Annotated in this window: 28 protein-coding genes; all 28 read left to right on the top strand. The window is 39.2% G+C overall.

The features are described 5' to 3' along the window. Positions 1–14: 14 nt before the first annotated feature. The 28 genes from FCU45_RS06635 (at position 15) to fabD (ending at position 23,994) form a co-directional block, all read left to right on the top strand. Positions 15–389, top strand: a complete 375-nt coding sequence (locus FCU45_RS06635) for a RidA family protein (protein ID WP_137013562.1) — start codon at positions 15–17, stop codon at positions 387–389. Next, positions 386–1,612 carry a TolC family protein gene (locus tag FCU45_RS06630; RefSeq protein ID WP_137013560.1) on the top strand — a complete coding sequence of 409 codons (1,227 nt, stop codon included), beginning with the start codon at positions 386–388 and terminating at the stop codon, positions 1,610–1,612. Before FCU45_RS06635 ends, FCU45_RS06630 begins: the two co-directional genes overlap by 4 nt. Beyond that, positions 1,609–2,355: an efflux RND transporter periplasmic adaptor subunit gene (locus FCU45_RS06625; RefSeq protein ID WP_137013558.1), complete on the top strand. Its 747-nt coding sequence runs from the start codon at positions 1,609–1,611 to the stop codon at positions 2,353–2,355. Before FCU45_RS06630 ends, FCU45_RS06625 begins: the two co-directional genes overlap by 4 nt. A gap of 5 nt (positions 2,356–2,360) precedes the next feature. Beyond that, positions 2,361–5,405: an efflux RND transporter permease subunit gene (locus FCU45_RS06620; protein WP_137013556.1), complete on the top strand. Its 3,045-nt coding sequence runs from the start codon at positions 2,361–2,363 to the stop codon at positions 5,403–5,405. 129 nt (positions 5,406–5,534) lie between these two features. After that, on the top strand, positions 5,535–5,843 hold the full coding sequence (gene rplU, locus FCU45_RS06615; protein WP_137013554.1) for a 50S ribosomal protein L21: 309 nt from the start codon (positions 5,535–5,537) through the stop codon (positions 5,841–5,843). A gap of 26 nt (positions 5,844–5,869) precedes the next feature. Beyond that, positions 5,870–6,127, top strand: coding sequence for a 50S ribosomal protein L27 (gene rpmA / locus FCU45_RS06610; protein WP_137013552.1), 258 nt, complete (start codon positions 5,870–5,872; stop codon positions 6,125–6,127). Between the two features lie 139 nt (positions 6,128–6,266). Further along, positions 6,267–7,373, top strand: a complete 1,107-nt coding sequence (gene obgE, locus FCU45_RS06605) for a GTPase ObgE (protein ID WP_137013550.1) — start codon at positions 6,267–6,269, stop codon at positions 7,371–7,373. Between the two features lie 2 nt (positions 7,374–7,375). After that, entirely contained in the window at positions 7,376–8,140 is a 765-nt protein-coding gene (proB, locus tag FCU45_RS06600; RefSeq protein WP_137013548.1) for a glutamate 5-kinase, read from the top strand. Then, positions 8,140–9,048, top strand: coding sequence for a methionyl-tRNA formyltransferase (gene fmt, locus FCU45_RS06595; RefSeq protein WP_137013546.1), 909 nt, complete (start codon positions 8,140–8,142; stop codon positions 9,046–9,048). The genes proB and fmt overlap by 1 nt, the downstream gene beginning before the upstream one ends. Next, the gene (locus tag FCU45_RS06590; protein ID WP_137013544.1) at positions 9,029–9,664 is read left to right on the top strand and encodes a biotin--[acetyl-CoA-carboxylase] ligase; all 636 of its coding nucleotides are present in this window, start codon (positions 9,029–9,031) and stop codon (positions 9,662–9,664) included. The genes fmt and FCU45_RS06590 overlap by 20 nt, the downstream gene beginning before the upstream one ends. Continuing rightward, positions 9,661–10,446 carry a ParA family protein gene (locus FCU45_RS06585; protein WP_137013542.1) on the top strand — a complete coding sequence of 262 codons (786 nt, stop codon included), beginning with the start codon at positions 9,661–9,663 and terminating at the stop codon, positions 10,444–10,446. The genes FCU45_RS06590 and FCU45_RS06585 overlap by 4 nt, the downstream gene beginning before the upstream one ends. Next, on the top strand, positions 10,443–11,285 hold the full coding sequence (locus FCU45_RS06580; RefSeq protein ID WP_137013540.1) for a ParB/RepB/Spo0J family partition protein: 843 nt from the start codon (positions 10,443–10,445) through the stop codon (positions 11,283–11,285). Before FCU45_RS06585 ends, FCU45_RS06580 begins: the two co-directional genes overlap by 4 nt. A 126-nt stretch (positions 11,286–11,411) precedes the next feature. Continuing rightward, positions 11,412–11,834 (top strand): FoF1 ATP synthase subunit B', encoded by a 423-nt coding sequence (locus FCU45_RS06575; protein WP_137013538.1) that lies wholly within the window; start codon positions 11,412–11,414, stop codon positions 11,832–11,834. A gap of 9 nt (positions 11,835–11,843) precedes the next feature. Beyond that, complete coding sequence (locus tag FCU45_RS06570) at positions 11,844–12,362, top strand: F0F1 ATP synthase subunit B (RefSeq protein WP_137013536.1); 519 nt, start codon at positions 11,844–11,846, stop codon at positions 12,360–12,362. After that, positions 12,363–12,896, top strand: a complete 534-nt coding sequence (locus tag FCU45_RS06565) for a F0F1 ATP synthase subunit delta (RefSeq protein WP_137013534.1) — start codon at positions 12,363–12,365, stop codon at positions 12,894–12,896. Between the two features lie 23 nt (positions 12,897–12,919). Next, a complete protein-coding gene (gene atpA, locus FCU45_RS06560; protein WP_137013532.1) occupies positions 12,920–14,437 on the top strand; it encodes a F0F1 ATP synthase subunit alpha in 1,518 nt (505 codons plus the stop codon). A 10-nt stretch (positions 14,438–14,447) separates the two neighbouring features. Further along, positions 14,448–15,335 (top strand): ATP synthase F1 subunit gamma, encoded by an 888-nt coding sequence (gene atpG / locus FCU45_RS06555; protein WP_137013530.1) that lies wholly within the window; start codon positions 14,448–14,450, stop codon positions 15,333–15,335. Between the two features lie 11 nt (positions 15,336–15,346). Next, the gene (gene atpD, locus FCU45_RS06550) at positions 15,347–16,741 is read left to right on the top strand and encodes a F0F1 ATP synthase subunit beta (protein WP_137013528.1); all 1,395 of its coding nucleotides are present in this window, start codon (positions 15,347–15,349) and stop codon (positions 16,739–16,741) included. A gap of 16 nt (positions 16,742–16,757) precedes the next feature. Beyond that, positions 16,758–17,150 (top strand): ATP synthase F1 subunit epsilon, encoded by a 393-nt coding sequence (gene atpC, locus FCU45_RS06545; RefSeq protein ID WP_137013526.1) that lies wholly within the window; start codon positions 16,758–16,760, stop codon positions 17,148–17,150. Positions 17,151–17,153: 3 nt separating this feature from the next. After that, positions 17,154–17,720, top strand: a complete 567-nt coding sequence (locus FCU45_RS06540) for a MotA/TolQ/ExbB proton channel family protein (RefSeq protein ID WP_137013524.1) — start codon at positions 17,154–17,156, stop codon at positions 17,718–17,720. 2 nt (positions 17,721–17,722) lie between these two features. Next, positions 17,723–18,115 carry an ExbD/TolR family protein gene (locus tag FCU45_RS06535; RefSeq protein ID WP_137013522.1) on the top strand — a complete coding sequence of 131 codons (393 nt, stop codon included), beginning with the start codon at positions 17,723–17,725 and terminating at the stop codon, positions 18,113–18,115. Continuing rightward, a complete protein-coding gene (locus FCU45_RS06530; protein WP_137013520.1) occupies positions 18,108–18,875 on the top strand; it encodes a TonB C-terminal domain-containing protein in 768 nt (255 codons plus the stop codon). The genes FCU45_RS06535 and FCU45_RS06530 overlap by 8 nt, the downstream gene beginning before the upstream one ends. 3 nt (positions 18,876–18,878) lie before the next feature. Continuing rightward, positions 18,879–20,129 (top strand): Tol-Pal system protein TolB, encoded by a 1,251-nt coding sequence (tolB, locus tag FCU45_RS06525; protein ID WP_137013518.1) that lies wholly within the window; start codon positions 18,879–18,881, stop codon positions 20,127–20,129. Between the two features lie 72 nt (positions 20,130–20,201). Then, complete coding sequence (locus FCU45_RS06520) at positions 20,202–20,777, top strand: OmpA family protein (RefSeq protein WP_137013516.1); 576 nt, start codon at positions 20,202–20,204, stop codon at positions 20,775–20,777. A gap of 6 nt (positions 20,778–20,783) precedes the next feature. Then, positions 20,784–21,734 (top strand): tetratricopeptide repeat protein, encoded by a 951-nt coding sequence (locus FCU45_RS06515; RefSeq protein WP_137013514.1) that lies wholly within the window; start codon positions 20,784–20,786, stop codon positions 21,732–21,734. A 58-nt stretch (positions 21,735–21,792) separates the two neighbouring features. Beyond that, positions 21,793–22,305 carry an FKBP-type peptidyl-prolyl cis-trans isomerase gene (locus FCU45_RS06510; protein ID WP_137013512.1) on the top strand — a complete coding sequence of 171 codons (513 nt, stop codon included), beginning with the start codon at positions 21,793–21,795 and terminating at the stop codon, positions 22,303–22,305. Next, positions 22,259–23,059 (top strand): transcriptional regulator, encoded by an 801-nt coding sequence (locus FCU45_RS06505; RefSeq protein ID WP_246032259.1) that lies wholly within the window; start codon positions 22,259–22,261, stop codon positions 23,057–23,059. The genes FCU45_RS06510 and FCU45_RS06505 overlap by 47 nt, the downstream gene beginning before the upstream one ends. Next, on the top strand, positions 23,056–23,994 hold the full coding sequence (gene fabD, locus FCU45_RS06500; protein WP_137013510.1) for an ACP S-malonyltransferase: 939 nt from the start codon (positions 23,056–23,058) through the stop codon (positions 23,992–23,994). The genes FCU45_RS06505 and fabD overlap by 4 nt, the downstream gene beginning before the upstream one ends. Position 23,995: the final 1 nt, after the last annotated feature.

Here is a 23,995-nt window from a genome sequence, read left to right as displayed (position 1 = left end):
GGACACATAACATAATGAAATTCGTACAAACAAACAAGGCGCCATCGGCAATAGGTCCATACTCTCAAGCTGTAGTAGCAAACGGTATGGTTTTTACATCGGGGCAGATTGCGCTTACTCCTGAGGGAGTTATGCTTGAAAATGATGTGGTTATTCAGACAAAACAGGTACTGAAAAATCTTCAGGCAGTTTTAGAAGAGGCTGGAGCTTCAATGCAGAGTGTCATTAAAACGACTATATTTTTAGACTCAATGGATGATTTTGTAACGGTCAATGAGATATATGCCCAGGCTTTTGGTTCTCACAAACCTGCCCGTTCAACTGTCGCAGTTAGGACGCTTCCAAAAAATGCACTTGTAGAGATCGATGCAGTAGCGCTGGTACAATGATAAAACTCCTCTTTTTGATGCTGCCCTTTCTTGCGGCGGCAGAGAGCCTGCAATCTATTTTAGAGTATGCTTATCAAAATAACAACAATATAAAATCTTCAAAATATATAAAAGAATCAAAACTCCAAGAAGTCGAATCAAAAAAGAGCGGCTATCTTCCTACCGTAGATATCGGTGCCTCCTACACAAACACAAGCGACAGAACAGTTTTTCAGATAAAAGATGTCTATGCAGGATACGCCAAAGCAGAGTTTGATATTTATGACGGCGGAGCAAGATCAGCACTAGTGCAAAAAGCAAAAGATGAGTTCTCTTCAAGCTTGCATGATGAAGAGAGCCTAAAACAAGAGCTCTCTTTGGAGATAGTCGGAGATTTTTACACCATTTTAACTTTACAAGCGAGCCTCAGAGCAAAAGAGGACGCTAAAAAATCTCTGCATGAACAGCTTGAGAGAGTGAAACAGTTTCGAGGCGCGGGACTGGCTACAGAGGATGACGTAGAGAGGCTCAGAGCATCTTATGAGAGAGCTCTTTATGAGATAGAGTCGCTCAGCTACGAGCTCCTTGAGCGTAAAAGCTCTCTGGAGCTTAAAGTCGGCAGAGAGATAGAGAGTTTTGATGATTCCCACTTTAAAGAGGTGGATATTAGCGACATTGAGACCAAAGATGCCATAAAGTCGCTTATCTATAAAGAGAGAGCTCTTAAAAATAGCGCAGATGCTATCGAGAGCATCTACTATCCAAATATAAAAGCGGAGGATACCTACACGGTTTATGAGTATGGAGATATAGCCGAGGATCACTTTGCAAAGATTGATAGACAAAATGTATTTATGCTTACTCTGAATATGAGAATCTTTGACTATAGCGCTACAAAAGAGCAAAGAGATTCTCTGCTTCTAAATGCAAAGGCTCTGAATGAGAAGATAAAATATATGTCAAAAGAGCAGAAGCTTCGTTATGGGCTCTCAAAAGAGAGAATCAAGAGCGCAAAAGTGAAGATAAAGAGCGCAAAAAGTTCCTTGGTCGCTGCATCAAGCGCATTTAAGACCATAAACGAGAAGTACAGTGCGGGTTTGGTGGATTATGTTATCTATCTGGACGCACTAAGTGCTAAAACAGATGCTACCTCTCTTTATGAGAGTTCATTAAATGATCTGCAGGTAGCATATGCCGCGTACTACTTCTACAGCGGCAGAAATTTAGAGGAGTTTATACAGTGATTAAGATATTATTTGGTGTGCTTTTTAGCCTCTTAAGCCTCAATGCACAGGATGTTTATGCAAACTTTTTCGTAGAGCCTCTTAAAGATGCGGCTTTGGCGTTTCATGCAGGCGGAATTGTAAAAGAGGTGCGTGCAGAGGTCTCTAGCAGCGTAAAAAAGGGAGATCTGCTTGCAGTGCTTGCTAATGACGATATAAAAGCGCTCTTGGATGTTGCAAAAGCAGAGTTGGCAAATGCAGAGGTTGAGTATAAGTATGCCGCAAGAGATTATGAGAGACAACAAAAAGTCCGCCATCTCATAGATGAGGCAAGGTTTGATATCTACGCTCTTGCCTATGAGAAGTCAAAAACAGCGCTTGAACTTGCAAAAGCAAACCTCACATACAGAGAGGCACTCTATAAAAAGAGTATGCTTTACGCTCCGTTTGAGGGTGTTGTATATGAAAAGAGCGTAGAGATCGGGGATGTCGTAACCGAGATGGCGCCAAAGGTCGTTTTAAAACTGCAAAGCAGAGTGGAGAGAAAGCTTGTTTTGGAGTTTGACCAGAAGTATTGGCAGGATGTAAAGATAGGACAGAGCTTTAGATACAAGGTTGACGGGGATGAGAAAGAGCATAGAGGCGTCATTACAAAACTCTACCCGCATGTGGACAAGCAGAGTAGAAAACTGCACGCAGAAGTTGAGGTAAAGGGTTTTGCCGCAGGACTCTTTGGGGATGGTTATATTGAGACCAAAAAGTAGCCTCTATGTATAAACTAGCCATAAAAAGACCGATCGCGACTCTTATGTATGTTGTCACGTTGGCAATATTTGGCTTTATGAGCTACAAGTATATGCCCTCGGCTCTATTTCCAAATGTCGATTTTCCAATAGTCACCATTCAGACAAACTATCCGGGAGCGGAAGCGGGCACGATCGAGTCTCAGGTGACGGATGAGATAGAGGATGCCATATCAAGGATCGGCGGAATTGATAGCATAATTTCAAGCAGCAGTGACGGTGTGAGCGTAGTCACGGTAAAGTTTTTTTTAGAGCGTGATATTGACGAAGCGACAAATGACGTAAGAGACAAAGTCTCAGCCGTGAAACTCCCAAATGATGCCCAGACTCCGCTTGTAAGCAAGCTTGATATAGGCTCAGCGCCCATTATCAACATCTTTTTAACCGCAAAGGGCGATACTCTTCAAAATCTTATGCTCTTTTCAGATGAGAAGGTAAAGCCATCTATTCAGAAGATAAACGGCGTTGGTGCAATAAATATCGTCGGATATAAAGATAGAGAGATAAAGATATTTCCAAATACAAATAAGTTGAACAAATACGCTATCACCATCTCAGAGCTAAACTCGGCGGTAGCCAGAGAGAACGTAAAGATAGGCGGCGCAAAGCTTATAACAAAAGAGCAGGAGCTTACACTTAAAACAAAAGCGGATGCGCTAAGCATTGAAGAGCTAAAGAACATAAAGATAAAAGATAATATAAGATTAAGAGATATCGCCGAGGTCAAAGACTCTCTAAGTGACGCCAAAAGTTACGCTTCATACAACGGTGTAGAGGGTGTTATGCTTGAGGTTCAAAAGATCTCAGGCACAAATACTCTTGGCATTGTAGAGCGCGTAAAAAAGGTTGTTCCGCAGCTTGAAGCCATGGCAGGAGAGAGGTTTGAAGTCAAGGTTTTAAACGATACCTCGCCATTTATCATCAACTCTTTAAAAGATGTCGAGTTTGACCTTATCTACGGTGCGATCTTAGCCGCGATCATCGTTTTTATCTTTTTAAGAAATTTTACCATCACCTTTGTCTCTGCTCTCTCCATACCCTCATCTATTTTAGGCACCTTTGCGCTTATGAACTACATGGGATTTGATCTCAACAAAATGACTCTTATCGGGCTTACTCTTGCCATCGGTATTATCATAGATGATGCGATCGTGGTTATTGAGAACATCTACAAAAAGATGGAAGCGGGCATGAGCAAGTTTGAGGCTGCTTACGAGGGTACAAAAGAGATGGCTTTTACCATTTTGGCTATCTCTGCAATGCTTTTGGCGGTTTTTATTCCTGTTTCGCTTATGAGCGGAATAGTCGGCAAGTTCTTTGAGAGCTTTGCCATGACCGTCGGGTTTGCCATCATCATCTCCTACACTATTGCTCTTAGTTTTATCCCGAGTTTGAGTGCTAGGGTTTTAAAGGGAGGCGAGAGCAGGTTCTATAATTTAACGGAGCCTATTTTCAGATATCTTGAGCGCATCTATGAAGCGATGCTCAAAGTGGTTCTAAGGTTTAAAACTATTACTCTGATTTTTGCACTTATACTCTTTTTCGGCTCGCTATCGCTATTTCCAAAGATCGGTATGGATTTTATACCAAAAGAGGATAAGTCGGAGTTTGAGATAAAGATAAAAGCAGATGCAGGGATCTCGCTTGAAGAGATGGTGAAAAAGTCCAAAAAGGTTGAGGGGTTGGTGCGAGCCAATCCTCATGTAGAATATACGACCTTAAATGTAGGCTACAACACAAACCAGGAGAAGCATAAAGCGCTTATCTATGTAAAACTTACTCCAAAAGATAAACGAGAGCAAAGCCAAGAGGAGATCATTCAAGATTTTAGGCAGAAGCTTGAGGTCTTTAAAAAAGATATGTTCATAACCGCCTCGGCGATTCCCGACATTAAAGGTGCAGGAGTATCGGTTCCTTATCAGATAGTATTAAAGTCCGACTCCTTTGAAGATCTGCAGAGGGCTAAGAAAAATTTGGTTGAGTATCTCTCAAAAAAAGAGGGGTTTGTCGATATTGACACAGATTTGGATGAGCCAAAACCACAAATTGATATAAATATTTTAAGAGAAAATGCATCTAGTTTGGGAGTTTCAGCATCGGATATAGCAGAGGCAATATCTATAGCCTTCTCAAGCGATCTGGAAATATCCTATTTTGAAGAGGATGGTAAACAGTACAACATTACGTTGAGATTTGGCGATGAAGAGAGAGTCTCTTTGGCGGATGTTAAAAAACTTCAAGTCAGAACAAAAGAGGGGAGGCTCGTCTATCTTGACGGCTTGGTAACTTTTACAAAGAGCCAAACGCTTGCTACGATAAACCACTTTGACAGAGAAAGAGAAGTGACAATTTTTGCAGACCTTTTCGGACTTGATCTTGGCGGTGCGGTCTCCTATACCGAAGAGGAGATTGAAAAACTGCTGCCAAAAGGCGTGACATACAGATTTACGGGATTTGCCGAAGAGATGGTAAAGACGGCAGATGCTTTTGCGGCAGCAATAGCTTTGAGTGTTATCTTGATGTTTATTATCTTGGCGATTTTGTATGAATCACTTATTCAGCCCATTATCATAATGGTTGCACTTCCTCTTAGCATTATCGGCGTTATGCTAGCACTCTACATCTCAGGGCTGCAATTTAGTCTTTTTGTTATGATCGGGTTTATGCTTCTGATGGGAATGGTTGGAAAAAATGCGGTGTTGCTTGTTGATTTTGCAAACCATGCTATGCAAAACGGCAAAAATGCGGATGAGGCACTTATAGAAGCGGGAGAGAAGAGACTCCGCCCGATACTTATGACCACCATTGCAATGGTCTTTGCAATGCTTCCTCTTGCTCTTGGAGAGGGACTTGGAAGCGAGACAAAAGCGCCGATGGCGATCTCCATAATCGGAGGGCTTTTAAGCTCAATGGTTCTTACTCTTCTTGTGGTACCTGTTATATATAGATTTATAGCTCCGCTCGATTTATGGTTAAAAAAGTTCTATGAGAGTAAAAATATTGAAATATAATTTTATGATTAAACAATACTTAAAGCTTGTAAGAGTATAATTCCGAACTTTTTGTAGAAACAAAACCAATGGGAATGTAGATTAAACACCCACGGGGACCCAAGTATTTAAAGATTTAAGGAATTGTAGATGTACGCAATTATCAAAAACGGTGGCAAGCAGTATAAAGTTCAAGAGGGTGATATTTTATTATTAGATAAAATGTCTCTTGAGCCTAAAGCTTCTATCGAGATTAAAGAAGTTCTAGCTGTTAATGCAGGCGAACTTAAAGTTGGAGCACCATTTGTAGACGGCGCTGTTGTAACTGCTGAGGTTATCAATGAAGGTCGTGAGAAGAAAGTCGTGACTTTTAAAAAGCGTCGCCGTAAAGACTCTAAAGTAAAAAGAGGCTTTAGAAGAGATTATACGCGCGTTCGTATTACAAATATAGCAGCATAAGCTAAAAAAACTCAAGGAGATCTAAGATGGCACATAAGAAAGGTCAAGGTAGTACACAGAATAATCGTGACTCGGCTGGTAGAAGACTAGGTGTAAAAAAATTCGGTGGAGAGGCTGTAGTAGCCGGTAATATCATTATCCGCCAAAGAGGAACTAAGGTTCACCCTGGTAAAAATGTCGGTATGGGAAAAGACCATACGATTTTTGCATTGGTTGATGGAGTTGTATCTTTTCACAGAAAAGATAAAAAACGTCAACAAGTTTCAATAATCCCCGCTGCATAATTCTACAACTATTTGAGCTTCGGCTCAAATATTTCTACTTCACCATTAGGTTAACTGCCTAAGAAAATTTAAAATATTTAACAATTTACTTTTTATTATCAGTAGTAAATTCTTAAGTATTAAACATCAAGGAAAATATATGTTTACAGATAGCGTAGAGCTAACGGTCTCTTCAGGCAAAGGTGGTCCGGGGTGTGTTGCATTTCGTCGTGAAAAATTTGTAGTGAACGGTGGTCCAAACGGCGGTGACGGCGGCAAAGGCGGCGATATCTGGTTCAAGTGTGACAACAATACCCATACACTCTCTCATTTTCAAAAAAAGATGCATATAAAAGCAGATAACGGTGCTCCGGGTGAGAGCTCAAATATGACCGGAAAGTCTGGTGCAAAAAAAGTGGTCATAGTGCCTCCGGGAACACAGATCATCGATATGGACAGTGGTGAGATCGTTTTTGATATGTTAAAAGATGGGCAAGAAGAGCTATTTATAACAGGCGGAAAAGGCGGACTTGGAAATACACACTTTAAGTCATCTACAAACCAAAGACCTACCTATGCACAGCCGGGAGAGAAGGGCGAGACAAGAAGGATCAAGCTTGATCTTAAACTTATAGCCGATGTCGGTCTTGTAGGTTTTCCAAATGTTGGAAAATCGACTCTTATCTCTACCGTTTCAAATGCACGTCCAGAGATCGCAAACTATGAGTTTACTACACTTACTCCAAAGCTTGGTCAGGTCAACATAGGTGATTTCGAGTCATTTATTATGGCGGATATTCCGGGGATCATCGGCGGAGCGCATGAGGGCAAAGGGCTTGGAATAGAGTTCTTAAGACATATTGAGAGAACAGAGATACTCCTCTTTATGGTGGACTTGGCTTCATATAGAGACCTAAGAGAGCAGATAGAGACACTCAAAGCGGAAGTAGCGGCATTCTCGGATAAACTCGCACACAGCAAATATGCAATAGCATTAACAAGAGCCGACGTAGTCTCGCTTGATGAGATAGCCGAGCTTATCAACAGCTTTTTAGAGATAGTGGGTGTAGAAGCTACTACAAGCAGTGATATAGCTTTTGATGCGTCAATGCCTTATTTTATTCAAAAAACTGCAGATGAGACGCTTGGCTATAACAGAGAGCTTCCATATTTTGTAGCACCAATATCTTCAGCTGCAAATAAAAATATAGAGCCTCTGAAAAATGCTCTTTTCAAACTTGTTCAATCAAAAAGATCAGAGCACTGAAGATGAGAAGAGTTGTCGTAAAAGTAGGGAGTGCAGTTCTTACACAAAATGACTCTATCGCCTTGGAAAGAATGAGAGAACTGGTTGACTTTTTATGTGAACTAAGAGAGAGCAATGAAGTGATCTTGGTCTCTTCGGGCGCAGTTGCCGCAGGCTATACGGCGTTAAAGCTCGATAGAAGCGTACTGCAGAACAAGCAGGCTTTAGCAGCGATCGGACAGCCTATACTTATGAACAAGTACAGCAAGAAGTTTGGAGCGCATGACGTACTGAGTGCTCAGGTTTTGGTGACCGCTGCAAATCTTCAAAGAGATGATGAGATACAGAGAATCAAAGATACGGTAAATACGCTTCTCTCAAACGGAGTCATTCCTATTGTCAATGAGAATGATGCTACATCTACAAAAGAGCTTGTTGTCGGCGACAATGACCAGCTCTCTGCTTATATCACAAAACATACCGATTCAGATCTGTTAATAATACTCTCAGATATTGACGCTTACTACGATAAAGATCCAAGACAATTCTCAGATGCAAAAATACTCAAAGTAGTAGATAGTATAGATGAGAATGAGCTTGAAAAAGAGGCGACTCCGCACGGTGCTTTTGCGACAGGCGGAATATTGACAAAGCTAAAAGCGGCAAATTATCTTTTGGGACATGGAATCGATATGGTCCTTACCAGCGGATATGATTTAAGCGACATAAAAAGTCTTATGCTGCAGAACAGACATGAGGGTGGAACTCTTTTTACAAAGGCGAAGTGATGAGAATAATCTTTATGGGCACACCTGAGTATGCAGGGCGTATTTTAGAAAAAGTTATTAATACAAACGGTATCGAAGTCGTCGCCGTCTATACACAGCCTGACAAACCGGTAGGGCGCAAAAAAATCCTTACTCCCCCGATCGTCAAGACAATAGCGCTTCAAAACAACATTGAGGTCTTCCAGCCAAATCGATTAAGAGATGCAGATGTTGTTAAGAGACTCAAAGAGATAGAGTGTGACTATATCGTCGTGGCAGCTTACGGTCAGATACTTCCGCGCGAAATACTTCAACATGCTCCATGTATAAACCTTCATGCTTCAATACTTCCGCAGTATCGAGGAGCAAGCCCTATTCAGCAGACTCTTCTGAATGGAGATGAGAAAACAGGCGTTAGCGCTATGCTGATGGATGAGGGGTTAGATACTGGAGGTATTATCAAGATAGAAGAGATTAATGTAGGCGAAAATGAGATGGCGGAGTCGCTCTTTGAGAGATTGACAGATGTCGCGTGTGAGCTTACTCTCGAAGTGCTTCAAAACTTTGATAAATATACTCCTATTAAGCAGGATGAGACAAAATCTTCTCACTGCACTAAAATTACTAAACAAGACGGAGAGGTAGAGTTTGAAGAGGCAAGGACTCTGTTTAACAAGTACCGTGCATTCACCCCATGGCCGGGAGTATATCTTACTAGCGGACTGAAGCTCAAAAAGATAGAGTTTTTGGAAAATGAGACTCAAAACGAGAGCGGCAAAATATTAAAAGTGGAAAAAGACTCCATTATAGTCGGATGCAAAAAAGGTAGTATCAGAGTCTATACGGTTCAGCCTGAATCAAAAAAAGAGATGGATATTCTCTCATATATAAACGGGAAAAGGATAGGGGTTGCAGATACTCTATCTTGAGAGTGTGGACTCAACTCAAAAATATCTAAAAGAGCTGATAAAAGAGGGAAAAGTCTCTTCTCCTTACGCAGTAGTGGCGGACTCTCAAACAGCAGGTGTCGGGAGCAGGGAAAACTCTTGGATCGGAGTTAAAGATAATCTCTTTTTATCTTTTTCTATTGCACTTCAGCAGTTGCCTCAAGATCTGAAACTGGAATCCGCATCTATATATTTCTCCTATGTTTTAAAAGAGACACTTGAAGAGTTTGGCTCGAAGGTCTGGCTTAAGTGGCCTAACGATTTTTATATAAAAGATCGAAAAATAGGCGGTATGATCACTAATATTGTTGAAGAGAGTATTCTCTGCGGAGTCGGGTTAAACATAGCAGAGGCACCTGAGAGTTTTGAAAAATTGGACGTAGATTTGAAGCGAGAAGAGCTGATAGAGAGATATTTTACAAATCTTGAAAAAAAGAGTTCATGGAAGCAAGTTTTTAGTAAATATAAGTTAGAATTTTACAGAAATCAAAACTTTTATACACATGGTAAAAATTTAAGAATTTCTTTAGAAGGGGCGTCGCTAGAGAGTGACGGTTCTGTTGTAGTCAACGGAGAGAGGATATACAGTCTAAGATGAGTGAAGTAATTGTAATAGCAAATCAAAAGGGTGGTGTGGGCAAAACGACAACAGCCGTAAACCTAGCTGCCTCGCTTGCCGTTGCAGAGAAAAAAGTGCTCTTGATAGACTCAGATCCGCAGGCTAATGCCACTACATCTTTGGGATTTCATAGAAATGATTATGAGTTTAATATCTATCATGTTCTCATCGGAACAAAGAAGCTAAAAGATATCATACTAAAATCAGAACTCCCGACCCTTCATCTAGCCCCTTCAAACATAGGACTTGTAGGAATAGAAAAAGAGTATTACGATGCTCAAAACTCAAAAGGTCGTGAGCTGGTTCTAAAAAAAGCGATAGCAAATGTCCTAAAGGATTATGACTACATTATAATCGACTCTCCTCCGGCACTTGGACCGATGACCATAAATGCGCTCTCGGCATCAAACTCCGTAATCATACCCATCCAGTGTGAATTTTTTGCGCTTGAGGGATTGGCGCAGCTTTTAAATACCGTGAAGTTGGTTAGAAAATCTATAAACCAGAAACTTAGTATCAAAGGTTTTTTGCCTACAATGTTTAGCGCACAAAACAATCTCTCAAAACAGGTTTTTGCAGATTTGAAACAGCATTTTGATTCTAAACTTTTTAAAGATGCCAACGGAGAGATTATAGTAGTTCCAAGGAACGTAAAACTTGCAGAATCACCGTCGTTCGGCAAACCTGCAATACTCTATGATGTAAAATCCATTGGATCTATATCGTATCAAAATTTAGCACAAGCGATTATGGAAGTATGAAGTCACAAAAATTAGGCAGAGGATTGGGCGCACTTTTAGGCGAGATAGATGAGGCGTATGAAAATGAGGTATCTCAAAAAGATTCAATTGTAGAGATACCTCTAAAAGATATTAGGCCAAATCCGTTTCAACCGAGAAAGCATTTTGAAGAGAGCTCTCTTTATGAACTTAGCGAGTCGATCAAAAATGACGGACTGCTCCAGCCGATAGTCGTTACAGAAGATGTTGACGGTTATGTATTGATAGCCGGCGAGAGAAGACTGCGTGCATCAAAACTTGCAAAACTAAAAACAATTCGCGCTATCATTTTAAACAGCGACGATCAGAAGATGAGACAGTTCGCTCTTATTGAGAATATTCAAAGAGATGAGCTAAACTCTATTGAACTTGCACACGCTTACGGAGAGCTTATAAAGCTTCACAGTATTACGCAAGAAGAGCTCTCAACTAGAATACATAAAAGCAGAACCCATATTACAAATACCATAAGACTTCTTCAGCTCTCGCAAAAAACGCAAAGAGCGCTTATTGAGAAGAAGATAAGCACTGGTCATGCAAAGGTTTTGGTTGGGCTTGACGAGAAGCAGCAGCAGCTTATAGTCAACTCTATTATAGGGCAGAAATTAAGCGTAAGAGAAGTTGAAGCAACTATCAAGAGCATGAAAAACTCAAAAACAGAGGGAGCTGAGAAAACAGCTGCTCCATCATACGACTTTAAAGAGATAAAAGAGAAACTCTTAGAACTCGGTTTCAGTAGTAAAAGTTCAAGCAAAAGTCTGACCATTGACTTTGACGATAAAGATCACTTGGAAGAGTTTTTAAGCCTCCTCGACAAATAGCTCTTCCAAAATCCAAATAAATTTAAATTCTTTTATAAAAAATATAAAAAAAGTTTAAATTTTTCCCCACTTTAACAAATCTTTTAATTTTAACATAGTATAATCACGCAACTTTTAGGAGGTGCTATGTTAGATATAAATCCGATACTACTCGTAGCTACATTAATCGTGTTTCTTACGCTTATTGTCGTTCTTAACAGTTGGCTTTACAATCCATTATTCGCTTATATGAGTAAAAGAGATGAGGACATCAAAAAAGACCTTGAAAAAATAGGCTCAAACGATGAAGAGATCAAAGAACTTGAATTAAAAGCGCAATCAATAATTGCAAATGCAAAACTGGAAGCTGCGGCCTTAAGAGAGAAGGTTATTACGGATGCTAAAGAGTTAGCAGAGAGTAAGATAGAAGCAAAACGTGCTGAACTGGCTAGTCAGTACTTAGAGTTTGAGCAGTTGCTTGCTAAGACTCGCGAACAGCTAAGCAGTGATTTAAAATCACAGATCCCGCTGTTCAAAGAAGCTGTTAAAGCTAAATTTAGTCAAATATAAGGATGTAATGTGAGTAGAGTTTTAGTATTTATGCTAATGATATCAACCTTTGCATTTGCATCTAGCGGCAATGCAGAGAGTGCAGGCACCGATATAGTACAAAGAACAGTAAACTTTATACTGTTTGCAGGGCTTATCTGGTATCTTGTTGCTGAACCTGTAAAAAACTATTTTGCATCAAGAAGTCAGTCTATTGCAGACGAGATGAAAAAGGTACAAGAGAAGTTAAGAGAGACGGCAGCTCTTAAAAAAGATGCTTTGGCTAAGATCGCAGCGGCTGAGAAGTTCGCTCAAGACCTCGCTGTTAGCTCAAAAAAAGAGAATAAAGTCGTAAATGACAATATCATGGCTCAATGTGATGCAGATATTGAGATCATAGCGAAACAACAAGCTGTTTTAATAGATTTTGAACAGAGAAAAATGGTTAGAAGCGTTGTAGAAGATACGCTCAAAGAGGTGCTTGCTCAAAGTGATGATAGCTTTGACAAAGAAGCAATGGCAAATGTTATCTTAAAGAAGGTGGCATAGATGGAAGAGTTAATTGCAAAAAGATACATAAAAGCTCTTAAAAAAAGTTCTGATATAGAGAAGATGCAGAAGATATCTTCTATATTCTCTGTTTTAGCAGAAGCATTTAAAGATGAAAAGTTTATTCAAATCATCAACAATCCTGATGTTAGCAAGAGCCAAAAGTCAGAGATTTTGTTAGATGCAGTAAAATCTGCAGAATCTGAAGATGTTGATAATTTAATTAAACTCTTAGCTGAGCATAACCGTATAAGCATCATCCCTGCAATGGCAGAGGTGATTAGAAAAGATATAGCTGTTACGACAAAGAGTTATAGCGGAGTCGTATATAGCAACAGCGACATTGAAGCAAAAGTTATTGAGGATTTAAGCAGCGGCTTAGGCAGCAAGTTTGATTCAAAAATATCTTTAAAGTTTGAAAAAAGCAGCTTTAATGGCATAAAAGTGGATGTGCAGGATCTAGGTGTTGAGATAAGTTTCTCAAAATCAAGAATCAATAGTCAAATTATAGAACATATTGCAAAAGCAATTTAACTTTCAACGAGAGGAGATGTGTAGTGGTAGCAAAAATTCAGGCTGATGAAATCAGCTCAATAATCAAAGAGCGTATCGATAACTTTGAACTAAGTGTTGATATAAATGAGACGGGTAAGATTGTCTCTTATGCCGATGGTGTTGCTCAAGTTTACGGACTTAGCAATGTTATGGCTGGAGAGATGGTAGAGTTCGAAGAGGGAACGAGAGGTTTAGTAATGAACCTTGAGGAGAGCACTGTAGGTGTTGTTATCCTTGGAATCGGATCAATGTTAAAAGAGGGCATGTCTGTTAAGAGATTAGGCAAACTTCTTCGTGTTCCGGTTGGTGATGCACTTCTTGGACGTGTTGTTAATGCTCTTGGTGAGCCGATTGACGGTAAAGGTCCGATCGAGACAACAGAGACTCGTTTTGTTGAAGAGAAAGCACCTGGTATTATGGATAGAAAATCTGTTCATGAGCCATTAGCAACAGGTATTAAAGCAATTGATGCTCTTGTGCCGATCGGAAGAGGTCAAAGAGAGCTTATTATCGGTGACCGTCAAACTGGAAAAACTACTGTTGCTCTTGATGCTATTATTAACCAAAAAGGCAACGGCGTTGTATGTATCTATGTTGCAGTCGGTCAAAAAGAGTCGACTGTTGCACAGATCATCCGTCGTTTAGAGGAGCATGGTGCATTAGAGTATACTATTATAGTATCTGCTACTGCATCTGAAGCGGCAGCGCTTCAATTCTTAGCACCATATACAGGTGTTACTATGGGTGAATACTTCCGTGACAACGCTAGACACGGTCTGATCGTATATGATGACCTTACTAAGCACGCTGTTGCTTACCGTGAGATGTCACTTATTCTTCGTCGTCCTCCGGGCCGTGAAGCATATCCTGGTGATGTTTTCTATATTCACTCTCGTCTTCTTGAGAGAGCTGCGAAGCTTTCAGATGAGAAAGGTGCAGGTTCTTTAACTGCTCTTCCTATTATTGAAACTCAAGCTGGTGACGTTGCTGCGTATATTCCGACAAACGTTATCTCTATTACAGATGGTCAGATATTCCTTGAGACTGAACTATTCAACTCAGGTATTCGTCCTGCGATCAACGTAGGTCTTTCGGTTTCACGTGTTGGTGGTGCTGCTCAGATCAAAGCAACTAAGCAAGTTGCAGGTACTTTAAGACTTGACCTTGCTCAGTATCGTGAACTTCAAGCGTTTGCTCAGTTCGCATCTGATCTTGATGAGACTTCTCGTAATCAGCTAGAGCGTGGACAAAGAATGGTAGAGGTTCTTAAGCAGCCTCCATTCTCTCCGCTTTCTGCTGAGAAGCAAGTTCTTATAATATTTGCAGGAAATGAAGGTTTCTTAGATGATATGGATCCTTCAAATGTTGTTCGTTTTGAAGCAGAGATGTATCCGTTCATTGAAGCATCTTACCCTCAAATATTTGAGAGTATCAGAAGTACTTCTAAAGTAGATGATGATACTAAAGCACTAATGTTGAAAGCACTTGAAGAGTTCAAAGCTAGCTTCGTAGTGGCGTAAGGAAAACTTTATGGCAAACTTGAAAGATATTCAAAGACAGATCAAGAGTGTTTCTAACACTCAAAAGACGACTCGTGCGATGAAGCTCGTATCTACTGCAAAGCTTCGCCGCGCGGAAGAGCTTGCTAAGCGCTCTCGTCTTTATGCTGCAAAAATGAATCAGGTACTTGCCGAAATAGCTGGACGTATTAAATGCAACAAAGTAGGCGGATTAGATAATCGATGTTTTATCGATATTGAAGATCCAAAGACTGTTGACATTGTTTTTGTTACTGCTGACAAAGGTTTATGCGGCGGTTTTAATATTCAAACTATTAAAGCTGTTAAGAAACTTTTAGCAGAGTACAAATCAAAAAATGTAAAAGTGCGTTTACGTGGAGTCGGTAAAAAAGGTATTGAGTTTTTTAAATATAACGAAGTTGAACTTTTTGATGCAGTTACTAACCTTAGCTCAAATCCGGACAAAAATCGCTCGGATGAGTTTATAATCTCTTCAATTGAAGATTTTAAAGATGGCAAGATCGATGCTCTTCACATTGTCTATAACGGCTACAAGAACATGATAACTCAAGAGTTGCATGTAAATAAGCTGTTACCTGTAGATTCAACTCAATTTGAGTGTGATGAAACAGAGAAGTCAATGCTTGAGATAGAGTCTGATGATGAAGAGAAGATGTTGGACTCTTTGGTAAATAGATACGTTCAGTATGCTATGTACTACTCATTGATCGATTCTGTTGCTGCTGAGCATAGTGCAAGAATGCAGGCTATGGATGCAGCTACGAACAATGCAAAAGAGATGGTTAGGTCATTAAATGTTCAATTTAATAAAGCAAGACAAGCAGCTATTACTACAGAGCTTATAGAGATTATAAGCGGCGTGGAGTCTATGAAATAATGGAGAAAAATATGATTGGTAAAATAAGCCAGGTTATGGGTCCGGTTGTTGATGTTGATTTTGATGGATATCTTCCTATTATCAACGAGGCGATCGAAGTTAATATACATTTAGAAGGCACAGTAACTCGTTTAATACTTGAAGTTGCAGCGCACTTAGGTGACGGTCGTGTTAGAACGATCGCAATGGATATGAGTGAAGGTTTAGTTCGCGGCATGGAAGCAAAAGCTACAGGTGCTCCGATTAAAGTTCCGGTAGGCGAGAAAGTTCTTGGACGTATCTTTAACGTTATCGGTGAGACCATCGATGAGGGTGAGCAGGTAACTGATGCTCCAATGTGGTCTATTCACCGTGAACCTCCAAAGCTAGTTGAGCAGTCGACTACAACAGAGATGTTCGAGACTGGTATTAAAGTCGTTGACCTTTTAGCGCCATACTCTAAAGGTGGTAAAGTCGGACTATTCGGTGGTGCAGGTGTTGGTAAAACAGTTATCATCATGGAGCTTATCCACAACGTTGCAATGGGTCACGACGGTCTATCTGTATTTGCAGGTGTCGGTGAGAGAACACGTGAAGGTAACGACCTTTACCACGAGATGAAGGACTCAAACGTACTTGACAAAGTTGCACTGTGCTACGGTCAGATGAGTGAGCCTCCAGGAGCACGTAACCGTATCGCTTTAACAGGTCTTACAATGGCTGAGTACTTCAGAGATGAAAAAGGTCTTGACGTATTGATGTTCATCGACAACATCTTCCGTTTTGCACAATCTGGTTCTGAGATGTCTGCTCTTCTTGGACGTATTCCATCAGCTGTTGGTTATCAACCGACATTGGCTCGTGAGATGGGTGCTCTTCAAGATCGTATTACATCTACTAAGAATGGTTCGATTACATCTGTTCAAGCTGTTTACGTTCCTGCGGATGACTTGACTGACCCGGCTCCGGCTTCGGTTTTTGCTCACTTGGATGCGACAACGGTTCTTAACCGTAAGATTGCTGAAAAAGGTATCTACCCTGCGGTTGATCCACTAGATTCATCTTCAAGATTGCTTGATCCGCAAATCCTTGGTGAAGAGCACTACGGTGTAGCTCGTGGTGTACAGCAGACGCTTCAAAAATATAAAGATTTGCAAGATATTATTGCGATTCTTGGTATGGATGAGCTTAGTGAAGATGATAAAAATGTTGTTGAACGTGCTCGTAAGATCGAGAAGTTCTTATCACAACCGTTTTTCGTTGCTGAAGTATTTACAGGTTCTCCGGGTAAATATGTTTCTTTAGCTGACACTATCAGAGGATTTAAAATGATCCTTGATGGTGAATGTGACCATATGCCAGAGGGTTCTTTCTACATGGTTGGTGGTATAGATGAGGCGATTGAAAAAGCTGAAAAAATGAAGTAATTCATAAAGGACTGACATGGATAAGTTAAAACTTGAAATCCTTACTCCTAACGGCGTAATCTATGATGATGAAGCAATTAGCGTTACTCTTCCCGGTGAAGAGGGCGAGTTTGGAGTTCTAGCACAACACTCTTGTTTAACTACACTGCTTGAAGCAGGTGTAATTGATATAGAGAAAGAGGATAAATCAGTCGAATCAATTCTTATTAATTGGGGCGTAGTTCAAGTTGATGAGGAAAAAGTTATTGTATTGGTCGAGGGTGCCGTAGCAATTCGCGGAGAGACAGAGAGTGCTGTTTCTAAAGCGCTTGAAGATGCTAAGGAACTTATTGAATCTATTAAAGATAATAACCCTGCAATAGCTACCGTTACTGCAAGACTTGAGTCTGCAGCACAAAATTTACTATAGATTATGATTAACGAAATAATTGATTTTTATATAAAAAGCCACCCTGTTACACTCGCTGTCTTGGCGATCTTGGCACTATACTTTATAGTGCTAAACTGGGTGTTTTTCTACCGATATTTTTCTCTAAACAGCTGGCATGAGATAGAGAGCCGCTCTCTAGAAGGTCTGCTAATGGGCGCAACAGCCGTAGATACCCAATCTTTTTTAAGTAATTTCCTAAAAACAAGCTCAAACAGTTCAAGAGATATTTTAACACTTGCCGCATCGGCAGCAACAAAAGATGCAACTAAGGGTCTTTCTGTATTGTCGGTATTTGCTTCTACAACACCGTTTATCGGACTATTCGGTACCGTTGTTTCAATATTGGATACGTTTACTCACATAGGACAGAGCAGTGGCGGAATGTCTGTTATTGCAAGCGGAGTATCAGATGCACTGGTTGCAACTGCAGCAGGTATTTTCGTTGCAATATTTGCTTATACATATCACCAGATACTCAAGAGAAAATCATTTGAGCTAATTAGCTTTATAGAGATGCAAAGCGACGCAATAATAGCTAGAAAAGTGTAAAAATGGCTTATAACTGGGATGAAAAACCTGAACTAAACATTACTCCATTAGTGGATGTAATGTTGGTTCTATTGGCTATTATGATGGTTATAGCACCAAATATGATCTATGAAGAGAAGATAAATCTTCCTCAAAGCTCAAAAACAAAGTCCCTCTCTAAAATTCCACCGGTTCATATTACTATAGATAAAGATCTGAATCTAAAAGTCAATAAGGACAACTACCAGCTAAATGCATTTTTGGACAATTTTTTTCTCTACTCAAAAAAGCTTGATCTAAAAGCAACAGTACTTATCAGTGCAGACAAAAGTTTGGATTACGGTGTTGTTATGTCTGTTCTGGCTGCTGTTAAACAAGCCGGTTTTACAGAGGTATCATTAGCTACAAATGGATAATAAAAACTCCTATTTCTATATAAGCGGCGCTATATCGCTCTCTCTTTTTCTGTTTTTTTCAATCCTGTTTTTGCTTTTTATAACGTCATCAAAAGAGATAAAGAGCTTTGCTATGAAAAAGGAGAACTACATATCTATATCTATGGATGTTCCTAAAATAGAATCTAGTGCTAAAAAAACTCAAGATGCCCCTGTAAAAAAAGAGCAGGAGATGAAGCCTGTTGTAAAAGATGAGGCAAAACCGGAGACTACAACAGAGGTACAAAAAAAAGTAAGAACGGTTGAAGATCTTTTTAGTGATGTTTGGACACAAGATATTAAAAAAACACAAGAGGTTAAAAAGCCGCAAACCGACAAGAGGGTTTTAGATGAGATCCAAAGAAAGATTCAAAAGTCAGATGTAAATAGAGCTGAATCAATTTCAAAAAAAATTCAGAGCATGGATGCGCCAAAAACAGAAGATGAGAGTTCAAAGAGCTCCACGGCTACAGAGGTTAATGAATATTTAGCTAAAATTCAAGCTTTAGTATATGAGTACTTTTATCCTCCAAAAAACTCACAAGGCAATGCAGTAACGGCGGTTATTGAGCTTAGTTCAATGGGCAAAGTAATAGATTTTAGAATCCTTGCTTATTCAGACAGTGAAGCTCTAAACAGAGAGTGCGATAAGATAAAAGATAGGCTCAGCGGCATACTTTTTCCTAAAAATCCTAGCAACAGTTCTGGGAGATATAAAATAATTCTAATTTCTGAGGAGTAATATTTGAAAATATTAATTTCGTTTTTAATAACTATAACTTTTATGTTCGCAAGTGATGCAACGATAGAGGTTGTTAAAAAAGTTGATTCACTTCCATCCCTGGCAATTGAGGATTCGTCTGTTAGCTATGATGAGACTTTTAGAAATAGATTTTTTAAATCTTTGCTAGCGGATTTAAATGTTCTCTCAATATTCAATGTAGACAGATATCATCGCAAAGTAAGCTATGACGCAAGCACTGTGTTGGTAGAGAATAAAGATATGAACTATATTTTAAGATATAAATTGAGTGAAGATGACAACCGTGCACTTAATTTAGAACTTAAACTTATAAGCCAAGACAAGGTCATATTTAACAAAAACTATAAAGTAGGAAATACAAATGTTTATATGTTTGTATCTCATACCATAGCATATGATATAAATAAATTTATGGGTGAAGCACCGGTTGAGTGGATGAAGAGAAAAGTTATCTTCTCAAGAATGGTAGATCCTCAAAAGAGTGAGCTGGTAATAGCAGACTATACTCTAACATATCAGCATGTCGTAGTTAAAGGCGGCTTTAACATATTTCCAAAATGGGCCAATAAAGAGCAGAGTGCATTTTACTACAGCTCTTTGGATGAGAAGGTGCCTACACTGAAATATGTAGATATTAAAACAGGACAGAGTAGAGTTATAAAATCTTCAGACGGTATGATGATCTGTTCGGATGTCAGCGATGACGGGAGCAAGCTTCTTTTGACAATGGCACCTCAAGGTCAGCCGGATATATATATATACGATGTAAGAACTAAAAGCACAAAAAAACTGACCACTTTTGGCGGCATTGACGTTGGGGCTCAGTTTTTGGGTAATGATAGCATAGTGTTTGTCTCCGACCGTTTAGGATATCCAAACATCTTCTCAAAAAATTTGAATACAGGAAGTGTTGAGCAGATGGTTTACTACGGCAAAAGTAATGCTGCATGTAGTGTCTTTGGCCAATATATTGTCTATAAAGCAAGAGAGAGTTCCGAGTCTTTCGGCGATAACACGTTCAACCTTCATTTGATCTCTATGGAGACTGACTTTATAAGAAGATTGACAGCAGTTGGAGTAAATGAGTTTCCTAGGTTTTCCGTGGATGGTGATGCGATAATCTTTATTAAAAACTATAAGGCTCAAAGCTCTATAGGTATAATTAGATTAAACCATAACAAAAATTATCTATTTCCTCTAAAGTATGGAAAAGTTCAATCTATGGATTGGTAAAATTGTGATTATAAAAATATATTAATTTTATTTTGGTACAATCACAGCAACTAAAATTGAAGGTAGAAAAAGATGAAAAGCATTTTAATCTCTAGTGCTATGGTAGCACTTCTGGTATTAAGTGGATGTGGTGACAAAGATCCAAAGATTGATGAGTCAGCGATTGACAGTAGTGCTCAAGAAGTTGTGCAAGATCCTTCAGCTCAAGAAGTTGCACCTGTTCAAACAGAGACTGTATCTTCTAGCGAGGCATCTGTTATGAGCGATGGCGCTTCACAAGAAACGGACGGTCAGGCTATGATGAGAATTGAAAAAGAGTTGTTGACTATCTATTTTGATTTTGACAAGTTCAACATAAGAAATGATATGCAAGGCAATCTCTCGACAGACGCAACTATTGCAAAAAATCAGGCAAAAGATTTTTCTATCAAACTAGAAGGCAATTGTGATGAGTGGGGAAGTGATGAGTATAACTTTGCTCTTGGATTAAAAAGATCTAACACAGTTAAAAAAGCTCTTGTTGCAGAGGGTGTTGATGAAAGCCGTATAACAATGGTAAGTTTTGGCGAGAGCAATCCGGTTTGTAACGAAAAAACAAAAGATTGCTGGGCTAAAAATCGTAGAGTTGACTTTAAACTTCTACCATAATAGTATATGAACACAGCTAAATCAATTGCCATTCTGGCGATTATCCTTCCTTGTTATCTCTTAAGTGCCGAACCATCAGCGTTTGGTGCCGGAGATCTAAACAACCCAAATCCATATGGTTTAACATCGACAGAGGCTGTTTTACTTGAGACCAAAAAAAATCTCAATAAAGTTGTCGTAAAAAGTAATAATCAGGCTAATGAAGTTGAGTCTCTAAGACAGAGAGTTGACGGGTTGCAGAGCATTATTGAGAGTATTAGCACATCTTCGCATGAAAACAGAGTAAAGATCAAATCTTTAGTTGACGAGAATATGGCTAAAAATCAAAACGGTGTTGAGTATGAAAAAAGAGTATCTAAAGTTATAGAGGATAATGCAAACTCTATAGCTGTAAATACTAAAGAGATAGAGAAGATTAATCAATTGATTATTGAGATATCTAAGATCGTCGACTCTATCAATGAATCATACGTTACTAAAAGCGAGTTTAACTCACTTGTAAATGATGTCAACAAGTTTAAAGATCTGGTAGCAAAAGAGCTAAAAGCCAAAGAGAAACAAACTCCAAAGCAGTCCACTTATGAAGGAATGAGCAATGGAGAAATTGAGACAAAGGCAAAAGATCTTTATGATAAAAAGAGCTATAGTGAATCGATTAAGTATTATAAATATTTAATTGATAAAAACTATAAACCTGCTCGTTCTCACTATATGGTTGGAGAGGCTGAGTACTATAAAAAAAATTATGCAGAAGCTATTGCATACTTTAAAAAGAGTGCATCTCTTTACTCAAAAGCAGATTATATGCCTCTCTTGATGCTTCACACCGCAATCTCAATGGATGAGACGGGCGATAAGAAAAATGCGGCAACTTTTTATGATGCCCTGATTTCACAATTTCCAAACAGCGATTCTGCAAAAACAGCAAAAAGCAGGCTAAGTAAAATTCAACAGTAACTGATTTAGTAATTACTGTAATTATGATAAAATCACAAAAAATAAAAGGCGTATAAAAATGGCAATAGAGACAAATCAAATAGTATCGATAGAGTATGAAGTTAGCGACGGAGAAAAAGTTGTAGATAGCAATATCGGCGGAGAGCCGCTTGTATTTATGTTTGGAAAAGGTCAGATAATTCCCGGGCTTGAAAATGCTATAGCAGATATGACTATAGGTCAAAAGGCAGAAGTTACCGTAAAAGCAAAAGATGCATACGGCGAGTATAACTCTGAAGCTATTCAAGAGGTTCCTAAAGATCAATTTTCAGGAATTGATATAGAAGAGGGAATGACTCTTTATGGTCAAGGCGAAGATGGCGGAACTGTTCAGGTTACGGTTAAAGAGATAGGTGCTGAGAGTGTGATCATAGATTTTAATCATCCGCTTGCTGGTAAAGATTTGGCTTTTGTAGTATCTATAAACAATATAAGAGAAGCATCTGCCGATGAGATAATGAGTGGTATTCCTGTAGAGAATCAGCATGATGATTGCTGTGGCACAGGTGGCGGCACTGGTTGTGGATGCTAGTTATATAACTGCATCCTCATCTTCGGCACAAGCATTTAAAACAGCAACTCTTTTAAAAGCACTAAGTGTAAACGCTCTTATAACAGGAGAGCATGGAGTGGGCAAGAGAAGTTTGACCCACTATATACTTCCAGATGCTCCAGTCTTTGATGCATCAAATTATGATGAGCTTTTAGCCGCTCTTGAGGGTATAAAGAGCGTAATAATTACGAATATAGAAAACTCACCAAACATTAAAAAAGTGCTAGATACTTTAAGTAGTAAGAATATAAGAGTCGTAGCAACTGCTAAAAGTTCATATTACGATAAAGATGCAGACAAATTTTTCAGTGTTAAGTTTGAGATACCTCCGCTTAAGGAGAGACCCGAAGATGTCGATGCGTTAATAGGAAAATTCATAAAAGAAGCATCTCTGCTTTTTTGTTCAAAAGATGAGTTTAGAGTCAAATCTTTTAAACCTGATTTAACACAAAATGCAAATTCTTTAAGACGACAGGTTATGGTAAATTATCTTTTGCAGGATATACAGGAAAATGAGCTAATGGAGATAGTTCAAAACTATCTATTTGAGCGTTTGGGTTCCAACAACGATTATAAAAAGTTTTTACATCTTTATGAGGTTCCAATTATCAGAGCAGGAGTTAAGAGATTCAGATCTCAGCTTCAGCTTGCAGACAAACTTGGATTAAACAGAAATACTCTTAGAAAAAAGATGGCTGATAATATTAATTACTTAGAAAAAGGGATAAAATGAAAAAAATAGCAATGATTTTTGCAGGACAGGGTTCTCAGGCAACAGGAATGGGAAAGGATTTTTACGATAATTCAGATCTGGCACGTGAGATGTTTGAAGAGGCGGGAAAAAGAGCGGGACTTAAATTTGAAGAGCTAATATTTGCAGAGCACGATCTGCTAAATCAGACTGCATACACACAGCCTGCAATTCTTTTGGTTCAGATGATAGCTTATCGTCTTTTTAAGGAAAAATGTCCAAATATAAAAGCTGAACTTTTCTTAGGGCACTCATTGGGCGAGTTTTCAGCTCTATGTGCTAGCGGTGCTATCGATTATGTTGATGCGGTCGAACTTGTTCATAGACGTGGACAGCTTATGCAGGATGCTTGCAGTGATATAGAGGCAGGGATGATGGTCGTTATGGGGCTTGACGATGAGAGTGTTGAGAAGATATGTTCTGATGCGCAAAGTCAGGGTAAGAAAGTTTGGCCTGCAAACTACAATCAGGACGGACAGCTAGTTGTTGCAGGTATGAAGAGTGATCTAGACTCTTTAGAGCAGACATTTAAAGATGCAGGTGCCAAAAGAGCACTGCTTCTTAATATGTCGGTAGCAAGCCACTGTGAACTGCTTTCACCTGCTCAGATCCCGCTTAAGAGTTTGATGCAAGGGATGATCGAGGATAGTTTTGAAGCACCTGTTATCTCAAATGTGACCACCGAAGGGTATGCGACCAAAAATGAAGCGGTTGAGCTTTTAACAGAGCAGCTTATAAAACCTGTAAAATATAAGCAGTCGATCTTGGCAATAGCAGATAGGGTAGATATAGCGATTGAGTTTGGAAACGGCGCAACTCTTAAAGGTCTAAACAAAAGAATCGCTCCAAATCTTGAAACTTATAATGTTTCAGATATGAAATCACTTCAAGAAGTCATAGAGAAAATTTGCAACTAAG

The organism is Sulfurimonas crateris, assembly GCF_005217605.1.
Lineage (GTDB): Bacteria > Campylobacterota > Campylobacteria > Campylobacterales > Sulfurimonadaceae > Sulfurimonas > Sulfurimonas crateris.
This window is presented reverse-complemented; position numbering and strand designations above follow the sequence as displayed.

Bases quoted from the DNA above. Each gene is read 5' to 3' on its own strand.
- FCU45_RS06505 (WP_246032259.1), top strand. From the start codon at position 22,259: ATGATGATTGCTGTGGCACAGGTGGCGGCACTGGTTGTGGATGCTAGT.
- FCU45_RS06535 (WP_137013522.1), top strand. From the start codon at position 17,723: ATGGCTTATAACTGGGATGAAAAACCTGAACTAAACATTACTCCATTA.
- FCU45_RS06530 (WP_137013520.1), top strand. From the start codon at position 18,108: ATGGATAATAAAAACTCCTATTTCTATATAAGCGGCGCTATATCGCTC.
- FCU45_RS06580 (WP_137013540.1), top strand. From the start codon at position 10,443: ATGAAGTCACAAAAATTAGGCAGAGGATTGGGCGCACTTTTAGGCGAG.
- FCU45_RS06575 (WP_137013538.1), top strand. From the start codon at position 11,412: ATGTTAGATATAAATCCGATACTACTCGTAGCTACATTAATCGTGTTT.
- atpC (WP_137013526.1), top strand. From the start codon at position 16,758: ATGGATAAGTTAAAACTTGAAATCCTTACTCCTAACGGCGTAATCTAT.
- rplU (WP_137013554.1), top strand. From the start codon at position 5,535: ATGTACGCAATTATCAAAAACGGTGGCAAGCAGTATAAAGTTCAAGAG.
- rpmA (WP_137013552.1), top strand. From the start codon at position 5,870: ATGGCACATAAGAAAGGTCAAGGTAGTACACAGAATAATCGTGACTCG.
- FCU45_RS06630 (WP_137013560.1), top strand. From the start codon at position 386: ATGATAAAACTCCTCTTTTTGATGCTGCCCTTTCTTGCGGCGGCAGAG.
- FCU45_RS06565 (WP_137013534.1), top strand. From the start codon at position 12,363: ATGGAAGAGTTAATTGCAAAAAGATACATAAAAGCTCTTAAAAAAAGT.
- fmt (WP_137013546.1), top strand. From the start codon at position 8,140: ATGAGAATAATCTTTATGGGCACACCTGAGTATGCAGGGCGTATTTTA.
- atpD (WP_137013528.1), top strand. From the start codon at position 15,347: ATGATTGGTAAAATAAGCCAGGTTATGGGTCCGGTTGTTGATGTTGAT.
- FCU45_RS06635 (WP_137013562.1), top strand. From the start codon at position 15: ATGAAATTCGTACAAACAAACAAGGCGCCATCGGCAATAGGTCCATAC.
- FCU45_RS06540 (WP_137013524.1), top strand. From the start codon at position 17,154: ATGATTAACGAAATAATTGATTTTTATATAAAAAGCCACCCTGTTACA.
- proB (WP_137013548.1), top strand. From the start codon at position 7,376: ATGAGAAGAGTTGTCGTAAAAGTAGGGAGTGCAGTTCTTACACAAAAT.
- FCU45_RS06515 (WP_137013514.1), top strand. From the start codon at position 20,784: ATGAACACAGCTAAATCAATTGCCATTCTGGCGATTATCCTTCCTTGT.
- FCU45_RS06585 (WP_137013542.1), top strand. From the start codon at position 9,661: ATGAGTGAAGTAATTGTAATAGCAAATCAAAAGGGTGGTGTGGGCAAA.
- atpG (WP_137013530.1), top strand. From the start codon at position 14,448: ATGGCAAACTTGAAAGATATTCAAAGACAGATCAAGAGTGTTTCTAAC.
- obgE (WP_137013550.1), top strand. From the start codon at position 6,267: ATGTTTACAGATAGCGTAGAGCTAACGGTCTCTTCAGGCAAAGGTGGT.
- FCU45_RS06620 (WP_137013556.1), top strand. From the start codon at position 2,361: ATGTATAAACTAGCCATAAAAAGACCGATCGCGACTCTTATGTATGTT.
- FCU45_RS06510 (WP_137013512.1), top strand. From the start codon at position 21,793: ATGGCAATAGAGACAAATCAAATAGTATCGATAGAGTATGAAGTTAGC.
- FCU45_RS06520 (WP_137013516.1), top strand. From the start codon at position 20,202: ATGAAAAGCATTTTAATCTCTAGTGCTATGGTAGCACTTCTGGTATTA.
- fabD (WP_137013510.1), top strand. From the start codon at position 23,056: ATGAAAAAAATAGCAATGATTTTTGCAGGACAGGGTTCTCAGGCAACA.